At 38.6% G+C, this 11,921-nt stretch carries 11 protein-coding genes and 1 rRNA gene; 3 read left to right on the top strand and 9 right to left on the bottom strand.

Annotation, left to right across the window (positions count from 1 at the left end; genetic code table 11):
* Positions 1-19: 19 nt before the first annotated feature.
* Positions 20-2,824, top strand: a complete 2,805-nt coding sequence (locus J536_RS06480; RefSeq protein ID WP_032062452.1) for a DUF2339 domain-containing protein — start codon at positions 20-22, stop codon at positions 2,822-2,824.
* On the opposite strand, the gene J536_RS06475 is transcribed toward J536_RS06480, so the two are convergent.
* The gene (locus tag J536_RS06475; RefSeq protein ID WP_005066312.1) at positions 2,814-3,731 is read right to left on the bottom strand and encodes a mechanosensitive ion channel family protein; all 918 of its coding nucleotides are present in this window, start codon (positions 3,729-3,731) and stop codon (positions 2,814-2,816) included. The two genes, J536_RS06480 and J536_RS06475, sit on opposite strands and share 11 nt — an antisense overlap.
* Before the next feature lie 9 nt (positions 3,732-3,740).
* Positions 3,741-4,562, bottom strand: coding sequence for a hypothetical protein (locus J536_RS06470; protein ID WP_002117309.1), 822 nt, complete (start codon positions 4,560-4,562; stop codon positions 3,741-3,743).
* A gap of 96 nt (positions 4,563-4,658) precedes the next feature.
* Between J536_RS06470 and gspE the strand changes: the two genes are divergently transcribed.
* Complete coding sequence (gene gspE, locus J536_RS06465; RefSeq protein ID WP_005066314.1) at positions 4,659-6,149, top strand: type II secretion system ATPase GspE; 1,491 nt, start codon at positions 4,659-4,661, stop codon at positions 6,147-6,149.
* A gap of 56 nt (positions 6,150-6,205) precedes the next feature.
* On the opposite strand, the gene J536_RS06460 is transcribed toward gspE, so the two are convergent.
* The 7 genes from J536_RS06460 to J536_RS06430 all read right to left on the bottom strand — a co-directional run bounded on the left by J536_RS06460 (position 6,206) and on the right by J536_RS06430 (position 11,153).
* On the bottom strand, positions 6,206-6,637 hold the full coding sequence (locus tag J536_RS06460) for an organic hydroperoxide resistance protein (RefSeq protein WP_005066315.1): 432 nt from the start codon (positions 6,635-6,637) through the stop codon (positions 6,206-6,208).
* An 88-nt stretch (positions 6,638-6,725) separates the two neighbouring features.
* Complete coding sequence (locus tag J536_RS06455) at positions 6,726-7,163, bottom strand: MarR family winged helix-turn-helix transcriptional regulator (protein ID WP_005804299.1); 438 nt, start codon at positions 7,161-7,163, stop codon at positions 6,726-6,728.
* 165 nt (positions 7,164-7,328) lie between these two features.
* Positions 7,329-7,703: a DUF4951 domain-containing protein gene (locus tag J536_RS06450; RefSeq protein WP_005066318.1), complete on the bottom strand. Its 375-nt coding sequence runs from the start codon at positions 7,701-7,703 to the stop codon at positions 7,329-7,331.
* A gap of 14 nt (positions 7,704-7,717) precedes the next feature.
* Positions 7,718-8,542 (bottom strand): carbon-nitrogen hydrolase family protein, encoded by an 825-nt coding sequence (locus J536_RS06445; RefSeq protein ID WP_005066320.1) that lies wholly within the window; start codon positions 8,540-8,542, stop codon positions 7,718-7,720.
* Between the two features lie 29 nt (positions 8,543-8,571).
* Complete coding sequence (gene gigB / locus J536_RS06440) at positions 8,572-9,093, bottom strand: anti-anti-sigma factor GigB (RefSeq protein ID WP_002117273.1); 522 nt, start codon at positions 9,091-9,093, stop codon at positions 8,572-8,574.
* Between the two features lie 102 nt (positions 9,094-9,195).
* Positions 9,196-10,164: an RsbU family protein phosphatase GigA gene (gene gigA, locus J536_RS06435; RefSeq protein ID WP_002117221.1), complete on the bottom strand. Its 969-nt coding sequence runs from the start codon at positions 10,162-10,164 to the stop codon at positions 9,196-9,198.
* Positions 10,165-10,274: 110 nt separating this feature from the next.
* Positions 10,275-11,153 carry a VacJ family lipoprotein gene (locus J536_RS06430; RefSeq protein WP_002117157.1) on the bottom strand — a complete coding sequence of 293 codons (879 nt, stop codon included), beginning with the start codon at positions 11,151-11,153 and terminating at the stop codon, positions 10,275-10,277.
* 573 nt (positions 11,154-11,726) lie between these two features.
* Between J536_RS06430 and J536_RS0104210 the strand changes: the two genes are divergently transcribed.
* Positions 11,727-11,921, top strand: a 16S ribosomal RNA gene (locus J536_RS0104210); the annotation flags it as partial.

Below are 11,921 nucleotides of genomic sequence, written 5' to 3'. Positions count from 1 at the left end.
GTGTCATATTGCTAAGCCCATGTATAAAAAAGACAAACAGGGAATGATCATTGTTTTGATCGCTTTGACTTTGTTTTTAGCCATTTCAATTGGTTTTAAATTTCAGAGTGCTGTTATTGCTTTATCTATTGCACTTACTGTCATTCTAGTTCAATTACTGTCAAATCTGCATGAGCGTTTAACTCATTTAGAACAGCAGTTTTCTCAGCAGAAAACGCCACTTTATTCTATTCACATGCAAAGAACAGTGATTTATGCAGCAGCCTTGGTTGCATTAGTTGCTTATATCAATCATTGGATGTGGATTGCTGGTGGGGCTTTACTGGTTTTATTGCTATGTTTGATTCAAACCATCAGTGCATTTCATACTCGACTATTATACCTCGAGTCAGCAAAACAAACTGTTCATGTAAATGAGACCATACAAACAGAAGTTATAAATCCTGTAATAGAACAAGTTAGTTCCAATAATACAGACACGCTAGTCCCAGTGGGAACGGCGCCTTTAAATCAAACAGAACAACCAGCACATGTTCAGACCGCATGGTGGCAACCAGCCGTAGATTGGATGATTCATGGTAATCCAATCTTAAGAGTTGCTGTTGCTGTGCTTATGGTTGGGGTAGTGTTGCTATTACGTTTTGCAAGCGAGCATTGGCAACTTAGTTTAGGTGTGAAACTTGGATTTATTGCGATTGCTGGAGGTGTGTTAACGGCATTTGGGTATACATTGCAAAAGAAAAATCAGCTTTTTGCTGTGGCACTGCAAGGTGTCGGGCTGGCTGTTGTATTCCTGACACTTGTGTTCTCACATCATTTTGGTGTAATTGCCAACCTAACTACAGCGAGTATTCTGTTTACGATTTTATTAGCTATTACGGTATTCCTGAGCTTAAAACAACAAGCTATTTATTTGGCAATATTAGCACTGGGTATGGCTTATGCGGCTCCTTTAGTTATTCCGCAATATCGCCCTGATGTAACCTTCTTATTTAGCTATTACTTAGTAATTAACTTAGCAGTTGCTGCGGTTAATTTTATTCAGCCTTGGAAAATCTTAAATCAAATAGCTTTTTTTGCCACAATGTTTATTGGTGGTAGTGCAATCGCATTTTATGCAGAACCCGCAAAATTTAATACATTAGACTGGATTTTGTGGTGCCATATCGCGCTGTTTATTTGGCTTAGTGTTCGTTATAGCCAAAATATATCTCGGACGTCAGCAAGTGAAAAACAAGAAGGCATTCGTTTACCTCCGCTCTTGGATGTTGGTCTTATTTTTAGTGTGCCAGTACTGGGCTTTACCCTTCATGCCTACTTAGTACATGAGTCTACACAAGCATTGACGATTGGTGCAGCCGTCTTGGCAGGTACCTATGCAGTATTAACTTTCTGGATTAAAAAAACTCATCCACAGCTTTCGGTCCTTGCAAAAAGCTTTTTCATTCTCGCGGTTGCGTTTTTTGCCTTAATTTTCCCGCTTGCAAAAGGAGCACATTGGACAGCAATTGGTTGGGTTGCTCAAGGTACGGCTTTAATTGTTTGGGGAGTAACTGAGCGCTACCGTTTAAGCCGATATATTGGTGTAGTTTTAGTTTTACTTAGCTCTATTGCACTGTTTTATCAGGTGTGGGCAAATGAAGAGTTCCCAACGCTAAGCACAAGCATCTATGCAATTGCCCAATTTATTTCTGCCTTTTATTTATTGCAATACAACAGTAAAGAGCAACGCTATTTTAGCGCAAGCATGTTTAGTGGCATTTTCTTGTGTTTAGGGATGTATGCGGGTGCTGTAGCTGGTGTAGAAATCATGGCATGGCATCATCATGCTTTGAGTCCATATTTGATGTTCGCCGTAGTTCTAATCGCAATATTTAGCGCAGTTGTTCACTATAAACTTCGTGTGCACTGGCAAAGTTTGCAGTTAATTTTAATTAGCCTGTTACTGTTGTTAGTTTTGGGTGAAGCCTTTGCGAGTCAAGTGTTTACGTTGTTTAAATGGGTAGACTCATTACAACAAACTACTTTCTTAGTCGCTACCATTATTCTTGGCAGCTTATTTATTATGGCTCAACCGGAGTCGGATGAGTCGGTATACTTAAACGTCTGGGCTGGTTTAAGCTGGTTGGCGTTAGCAATAGTTGGTTTGGCGATCTTTCCACAAATGCCAGTTGTTGCTCTGGCTTTTATCCCTGTGGTTTATTCGCTTTGGGCGTATAAGGCTCATAAAACTGCATTGTTACATCAAATTCCGGTTTGGTGTTTAAGCTTAATTTGGTTGCTAGTTGTGAGCGTTGATCGCCGCTCTGCTGAGTACCTTTATTTTGTTCCTTTATTTAACTTAACTGATTTTCTTTCTATTGTAGTATTTGCAGGTCTGCTCTTTATTATTTATCAACATGCTTTTGAGCAAGATAAATCACTAGAGTGGACTTTTAAAATTACAACAATTTTAGCTGGGTTATTGGTATTCAGTAGTGTGGTCGTTAGGGGCTTACATCATGACTGGGGGACACCACTATGGAGCTTAGCAATTTGGACGAATGGTGAAGTGCAGTTAAGTTTGACATTGCTTTGGGTCATTTTGGCATTTGTATTAACTACATTCTCAAGCCGTAAAATGATTCGTCAACTCTGGTTTGTAGGCGCTGCACTTTTAGGTATTGTGGTATTAAAGTTGATTTTACTTGATCTATCACAAAGTGCGACATTAACTCGAGTCATTTCGTTTATTGGGGCAGGTGGAGTAATGTTAATTATTGCTTATCTTGCGCCATTACCCCCGTCATCTACCGTACAGAAGAATCAAGAGCCTAAGCTTTAGGCTCTCGTTTTAATTCTTTTTGATTGCTATATTGATCGATATCGTCTTCAGCAAAACCAGTAGACGGTCGATCAATCAAGCCCATTTTAGGAACAGGAATTTCAATTCGGTTATCTAAAAATCCATTTCTGATTCGTTCTTGCATTTCATCACGAACTTTTAAAGAGTTCTCTTGTCGACACCACATCGTGAATAAAAGCTCAATTGATGATTCCCTGAATGCGGTAACCGTAACTGCAGGTTTGGGATCATCCAGTACAAGTGGATAATGAGCTGCTACATTTAGTAGAACCTCACGGACTTTAATAATATCTTCGTGAAAGTTGATTGCGAGCGTAATTGGGATACGTCGTATCGGATATTTAGACAAGTTGTGTACAGGCGCACGAATAAGCTGTTCATTCGGCAAACGAATATAGACATTGTCGAGTGTAAGTAATTTTACCGAAAGCAAATCAATTGAAATGACTTCGCCTTCAATTGTATTACCACGAATGAGAGTAATCTGGATCGTATCACCGACTTCAAATGAACCTTCACCAATCAAAAATAAACCACTAATCAAGTTACTGGCAGATGTTTGCGATGCAAAACCGAGTGCTACAGTTAAAATCCCTGCTGCACCAAGGAATACACTAAGTTTGAACCCAGCTTCTTTCAAACTTGTCATGATGAAGAGTAAGAAAATGAAATAAAAAATACCACGGCGCCATACAAGGCGTTGGTGAGCATTAAAACGTGAGCCAATGGTTCTAATAAATGTATTCGAAATAATACGAGCAAGAACAAAGCCAATGAAACACAGTACAACAGCGACTAAAATTTCACTAATACGTTCGGTATTGATATTGGTAAATATACTTTTGAGGCTATCAGCGATATCTTTTGGAATATTTGAATCGGCCATATAAACCTCTTAAAAGAATGAATCAAACATATTGAATAATGCTCCACCAGGTGAGCGTGGTGGGTGAACATAGGTCACTTCACCAGCAAGAGGTGGCGTACGGTTTTCAATACGAATACGTGCCGGACGATCAGAACCCTCATAATAAACTTTAATTTGAGAAGTCCACAAACGACCTGTACTTTCACTATAAAAAAGAGGAAGGGCGGTAACTGGCACATTCATACGATCAAAGCGTAATTGATGATTACTTGTGTTGTGAAAGTCGATTGGAGTAACAGCACGGAAAGCGCGTGGTGTTAATAGATTCAAATCAGTACGGCCATCCACGGAAGTGGCATAACAGATTTCTCCTTGCTGCGCATTAGGACCAAACCACGTATCTTTAGGCTGAATCACAGGAATCTCAAACAAAGGTTCATGCTGACTTTCAACTAAGCCTGCAATCCATAATGGTGTGCTGATATATAGAGTCCCACGTTGACCTGCTGGAATGTAAATAGGATCAACAGGTTTTATGACCACAGAACGATCTGCCAGACGTGGCATCAGTAAAAATTCTGGATTAGTCTTTCGAAACATGTAACGTTCTACTTGAACCGTATGCGGAAAGGCAAAATGTGGATCGGCAATTGGGTGCCAATCTTGTTCATTATCATCTTGGAGAGATGGACGATAATATTCGATGCGCCATTCTTTTATGCCACGTGTTAAACGAAAGAGCATTGAACCGAATTGCCATGCTTTGGACTGGTTAATTTCAAAGTGCTGTTCACCCCACCATTTTAAAGAATTCTGGGGGCGAGGCTGATATTCATTATTTTCAAACAAGACGCAAAATTCCTCTACCGAGTTGTTAAACAGACTTCACGCTGTAATCTGCTTAGAGTACACTCAAAATCATCTTACTCATCATTATAAATTGTGATGCAAATATTGAAACAAATACAAGTTCCATATAGTTTTGCCAAGCGTCATGGTGTTTTATTTCGTTATGACGGTGATCAGGTATTTATTATTAGACGTCAAAACACTGAAAAAATTGCATTACAGGAAGCAAGACGCATCTTGGGTAAGCCAGCTCATTATCAATTATGTACTGAACAAGAATTTAATACGCTCTTAAGTACGAGTTACGCAGGTGATACAGGGGAATCACAACAAGTTGCAGCTGGTTTAGAAGATCATCCGGATTTATTGAGTTTGGCCGATCAGGTTCCTGAAACAGAAGATTTGATGGACCAAGAAGATGACGCACCTATTGTTCGTCTGATCAATGCACTTCTCTCTGAAGCAATTCGAGTAGGGGCTTCTGATATTCATATTGAAGCTTTTGAAAAGAAACTATCTGTACGATTACGTGTAGATGGCCAATTGCGTGAGATTGTACAGCCACGCCGTGAATTGGCGCCTTTACTGGTTTCGCGTATTAAAGTTATGGCGAAGCTCGATATTGCTGAAAAACGTGTACCACAAGATGGTCGTATTTCTTTACGTCTTGCAGGCCGTGAAGTGGATGTGCGTGTTTCAACTTTGCCATCGTCACATGGTGAAAGGGTCGTTATGCGTTTGCTTGATAAACAAGCGGGCCGACTCAACATGACTCACTTGGGTTTAATGGCTAATGACTATGAGCGTTTAACTCAGTTAGTACATCGTCCCCACGGTATTATTTTGGTCACAGGGCCTACTGGCTCGGGGAAAACGACCACCTTATATGCAGCCTTATCTGATCTAAATGACAATACCCGTAATATCTTAACTGCTGAAGATCCAATCGAATATCAACTCGAAGGTATTGGTCAAACACAAGTGAATACCAAAGTGGATATGACATTTGCTCGTGCTTTAAAAGCAATGTTACGTCAAGATCCAGATGTGGTGATGGTGGGGGAGATTCGTGATTTAGAAACTGCTGAAATTGCAGTTCAAGCATCTTTAACAGGACATTTAGTTTTATCAACACTACATACCAATACAGCTATTGGTGCAGTTACTCGACTTAAAGATATGGGGATTGAACCCTTCTTATTATCAAGTTCTTTAATTGGGGTGATTGCTCAACGTTTGGTTCGTACTTTATGTCCACATTGTATGACATGGCGTGAAGCAGATACTTTTGAGAAACAGGTTTTTCAGCATATTAATAATGAACCGTTGTTGCAGTTACCTGAAGCTAAAGGGTGCGATCATTGTTCACATTTAGGTTTTAATGGACGTACAGCGATTTATGAAATCGTACCAGTTGATGAACCTATGCGCCGTCTGATTCATGGTAACGCAGCTGAATATGAATTAGAAAATCATGCTCGTGAGTATTCAGGTTCTATTCGTGACGATGGTTTGCGCAAAGTACTTACAGGTAAAACTACACTCGAAGAAGTACTTCGCGTAACCAATGAGGCAAGTGAAGCATAATATTTAAGATGTAAAAAATGCCCGATTTGATTCGGGCATTTTTTAAATATCAAAACTTATTCAGTCACAATATTAAACGTCACATCAATATTATTGCGAGTTGCATTTGAATATGGGCAAACAATATGAGCTGCTGCAACTAACTTTTCAGCTTCTTCACGATCCATACCCACTAAGTAAACATTTAAAGTCGCTTCGATGCTAAAACCTGTAGGAATTGGACCAATACCTACTTCACCTTCTACATAAGCGTCTTTGCTAATGTTAAATTTATCGCGGTTTGCAACAAATTTTAAAGCACCTAAAAAGCATGCTGAATAACCAGCTGCGAATAGTTGCTCTGGATTTGTTACAGCACCACCAGCGCCACCCATTTCTTTAGGTACACCAAGTTGTACATCTAATACGCCGTCTGATGAAGTCGCACGGCCATCACGACCACCGGTTGCTTTAGCTTTTGCACGATAAACAACTTTTTCTAATGACATCGTTTTTATTCCTAAAATAAATTGAATACAAATATATCGTACACGACTTAATTATTTTGACAAGTATATTTTTTAAAAAAATTGCTGTTTATTTGACTAAGTTTGTACGGAGTTTAGTAAGTTGATCTTTAAGGCCGAGTAGTGTTGTCATATCACATGAACTTGCTTCTAATACGCCTGATGGAATATGGATTGCTTGATCTTTTAATTTTTTTCCTTCATCACTTAGCGTAATAATCACTTGTCTCTCATCTTGAGTTGAACGGGTACGATGAAGTAAATGCGAGGCTTCTAACTTTTTCAAGATAGGAGTGAGGGTAGATGATTCTAAAAAAAGTTTAGCTCCAATTTCTGAAACAGTCACTTCATCCTGCTCCCATAACACTAACATCACTAAATATTGGGGATAGGTAATGCCCAAAGGTGCTAGAAGTTTTCTGTAGAGTTGATTAAGCGCTAAATTCGTTGAATAAATGAGGAAACATAATTGATTCTCAAGCTTTAAGTTTTGACAGTCTTGGTCCATATCTTCCTCAAAGAAACTAGTATTGCTTTTGTAGTATATCGCGTTCTATTCAGTTTCTTAAATGTTCATAAGAATAGGTTATGAATAAAGTAAATTAAGGGATATAAAAAATGGAATAATTACATCAATTATTCCATAAGATAAAAATAGTCTAGATGAAAGTGTTTACCACAAATCTGCAATCTTTTTCATTAAACGCGCACGATACTTCGCAGTAGGATTATTTGCATTACGTTGCTGCTCTTGTTCATAAAAATCTTGCCATGCAGTAATCATTTCAAGCGTAGTTCCTTGTTTTTTAATTACAGAAACATCTGCTGGCTGAATATTTTCTAAACGTTGTCTTGCACCTTCTGCGCCTGTACCCCAACCAATAATTCTTTGGCCAAAAGCGGGCAAGGGGATATTTTTAGGAGTTTCTGGAAGAATATCTGATTTGAGCTGTGCAGTAGGCGAAACAAAATGGTTTGTTGTACCAAGCTCTGCATAACAATGAATATTTGCCCCCAAGCAAAAAATGCTAAATAAGTATTTCCACATGAATAATTAAACTTTTAATAATGAATCAATTTACGGTGAGTCATGAGAGGCATTGAAGAGCGGACGAGTTCTTGTGCTGTTAAATCAAAGGGTACAGTGATTAAACCACTCCCTTCATATCCAATCATACTTAAAATTTGACCACGACTATCTGTTGCCCCAGAGTGTCCCCAGGTTTGTCGTTTTTCACCATGCCAGCCCTGTTGTGCTGCGCCTAAAACATAACATTGGCTATCCATTGCCCGAGCTTGTAGCAAAAGCTGCCAGTGCATTTGTCCAGTTGTATAAGTAAATGCAGCAGGGGCAGTAAGAATATGAGCGCCTTGTTGTCTCAGAGTTAGAGCAAGCTCTGGAAAACGTAAGTCATAACATACCATTAAGCCAATATTGCCAAAAGGGGTAGATGTGACTACTACGTCTGTTCCAGGTTCAAAGAAACGAGACTCTTGATAACCACCGACAGCATCACCCACTTGTACATCAAATAAATGGATCTTGTCATAACGTGCTTCTGTACGCTCAGGGCTAATACAAAGACTAACCGTCCGGACTCGACCATCTTGAATGGTAGATCCATCTGGACGAAATGGGCATGGTAAGGTACCGGCCACAATCCAGATTTGATATTGATGTGCTAGTTTCTCAAGCCGTTGTTGAATAGACTCAAATTGCTCAGCTGTTTCGCGTTGTTTTCCAGCTGCAAAACATACAAAGTTTTCGGGGAAAACAATCAGGCTAGCATTTTGCGCCTTACTTTGTTGAATCAACGACTCAATGACTTGAAAATTATTTTCAATATCATCTTGAGAGTTCATTTGAGCAACAGAAATAAGGGTCATATTCTAATAATCCGGCTTAATGATTAAAGTCAGGCATTTTGCTTATCTGATACCTGTTCAAGCGTATCTTGTTCTTTCTGTAACTGCTTCACAAGTGGCTCAAACATATTCTGATTGTTTGCATTGAGTTTCATCAATGTCTTATGTGCATCCAGAACTGTTCTTAGCATTGCATTATGAGTGATCTGTTCATCAGTTAACGTTAATGTGCAAACGTTGGGATCGCCACAGTAATTCAAAATGACAAAAACCTGCCCTAGCCCCATACTGTTGGCTAAGGTTGTGATATCTGGATTGGTAGATAGCATCACAGCTTGAATATGATGAGTTTGTTTAAGCTTTAAACCTAGCTTAGCTAGGATGCCTAACACCGTACTATCAATAAATGTTGTTTGGGTTAAATCAACGATTGCACCAACAACATTCTCTTGCTGTTCAATTCTGTTTAAAAGTTTGTCTAGACTTATACAAGAATGGGCTCGCACTTCACCAATAAGTTTGAAAATATGCGTTCCATTTAAACTTGCATATTCAACATGACCTGTTGACATATAAATGCCATTTTCAGAGAAGGATAGAAAAATTATCACATAGTGCCATCGCAGACTCAAGAGTCCTTAAGTCGTATATTATGTAATTAATTGATTTGTAAATTAATTCATTCGACAAAGACTGAAAATGGCAATGTCATCAGCCACATGATCGGGTGCTTGGAATGATTGATTTTGCAAATGATGAACCAATTGTTGGAACTGATCATTTAACCCCCCATCAAAAGGTTCAAGTGCTCCATCTGAGCAAACAATGAAGCGTGCTTGATGATTTAATGTACAAACATGCTCTTCAACTTCGAGTTCATCAGTCAAGCCTAATGGGAAACTACTTGTTGTTAAAATTTTTGGAGCTTGATTTGGTTCAAAAATGATAGGAGGAGGGTAGTGCCCAGCACTTGACCAGCGAAGTGTATGTGTTTCAAGGTTTAAAATACCCACCACAATCGTAATGTGCTTTTCAATATTCTCTTGAACCAACATTCCATTTAATTTTTTTATTAATTGTCTTGGGGTTTTAGAGCGGCCATGGAAAGCTGCCATCCAAGAAGTTAATAAACTACTGGTCACACCATGTCCTGAAACATCGGCAAGATAAAATAAAACTTCCTTATCGTTTAATTTCCAGTAGTCATACCAATCACCAGAAAGATAAGCTGAAGGCTGAAAGAAAGTTTCGACTTGATAATTTAATAAATCAATTGGATTAGGTAATAGTCTTTTTTGTAGTTCAGCAGCTGAAGGTAAATCACGACTATCTTGATTACGTTTATATTGAGCATCGATTCTTGATAATGCTTTATTTAAATCGTTAGGTAGTTGATTCCATACCCAACCTGCAAGAGCACCCGCTTCCCAAGCTTGAGCTAAAGCACTACCTTCATGTTCAAAAGCAATGACAATCGTTGGTAAATTCCATTTATATGTCAGGAAATCTTGTACATCTGCTATTGCAATGATGGTTGGATCATATAAATCTAAATCATCTATGTTAATGACTTGTAAGCCTGGCAATTTATCCAAAGCTTGCTCTAAATAAGGGATAGAGCGTGTCGGTTTAATAAAATACATAGAAGAGATGGTAGTCCTTTTATATGATCACTTTATTCATCATAGAGTATGTTTGATCAAAATCAAGGTATTGCCCAACTCTTATCCGGGCAATACCTCGATTTCATCTTTTAAGGGTTTTGATTCTCATCTGGTGTATCTTCTGAGTCATCATCAATGAAAGATACATCAGCTGAGTCGCCCTTTTTCTCTGCAATTTGGAATGCTTTACGTTGCAGATATAAATCTCGAATCATGGCATATTGATCACCTTGTAAGGTCTGATCTAGGTCTAGATATTGAGCGCGTGTATCAACCGCTTGTAACATATTACTTGACCAATAAAGACCCTCTTGATCATCCATAACATATTTCTGTGGACGTGCTTGGGCGTCTACTGCTAAACCAAAACCATCACGTAAGGTACTTGGCCCGAAAAAAGGCAACATCAGGAATGGGCCAGAAGGAACACCATAGTAACCAAGAGTTACACCAAAATTCTCTTCTTCAGTCGGTAAACCTAAACGGCTGGCAGGGTCAGCTAATCCAAGAGTCGTTAATGTATTAATTGTAAAGCGACCTATGGTTTTTGCTGCACGACCAGGGCGACCTTGAATAAGCTGGTTAACAGCATTCCAAGGTTCTCCAAGATTTTTACGGAACTGACGATAAGAACCACGGACATCTTCTGGAGTCTTTTCTCTATATTGCACAGCAACTGGGCGTAAAAAATTTCGATCCAACATGTCGTTAAATGAGTAAATTGGACGATTTAATGATTGTAATGGGTCTTTTACAGGATCTGGTTGTGCTGCATTCGCATTAATTTTTAAATCTTTAACTTTAATATTTTTTAAATCTTTAATAATTTGTGAGCGCGTATGAGTCGGTGCTGTTTCTTCTAGTGAGCTAGCATCAGAAGATTCACTTATAGTATTTTCTTGAGCATATAGAGAGGTACAAACACCTACAGATAATACGCTTAGTAAAATTAAATTAGAATAATTCATATAATTCCTTAACCGCCAGCCAGGCTAATACTTAAATGTGCAGTTGGGTGGAGATATGTTTTAATACAAAATTGATAACCTATTATCAATGTAAAATTGATCAAATAATATAGATAAAATGCTAAAAAGCTTAAAAAGTATCCAGTTGATGATATTGATTTAAAAAAAAGGTTGCAAAGGGGATGAGATGGTCTATAATGCACATCCATCGGCGGTGATGCAGATAGAAACTTGTTGAAAAACAGTTACTTGGAATTAAGTTGGTTGCTTTAAGTGATGAATTTGATGGTAAGTTGGTTTGAGAGATAAGTTTTAAAAATATCGAAATTACCTGTTGACTTTTAAGAGATTAAGAGTAATATAGCCGACCTAGCTTGCTGGTGACGAACCAGGAAGAAGATCATTAAGAGAATTGAAGAACAACTTGTGTGGATTTTTACTGATTGATTAATCGAAATAATTTTCATTGATTGATTGGTTTAAATTACTCGAAGTTTATTTGAGCGAAATTTAAGTCAGTAATTGATGAGCCAGAATTGGCACCTTGTCTTTAAATAAGGTGCAAAATGATTTTAACTGAAGAGTTTGATCATGGCTCAGATTGAACGCTGGCGGCAGGCTTAACACATGCAAGTCGAGCGGAGAGAGGTAGCTTGCTACTGATCTTAGCGGCGGACGGGTGAGTAATGCTTAGGAATCTGCCTATTAGTGGGGGACAACATTTCGAAAGGAATGCTAATACCGCATACGTCCTACGGGAGAAAGCAG

The organism is Acinetobacter sp. 809848 (assembly GCF_000581275.1).
In the GTDB taxonomy this organism is placed as follows: Bacteria; Pseudomonadota; Gammaproteobacteria; order Pseudomonadales; family Moraxellaceae; genus Acinetobacter; species Acinetobacter pittii.
The sequence above is the reverse complement of the archived record's forward strand: the minus strand, read 5'-3'. Positions and strand labels throughout refer to the sequence as shown.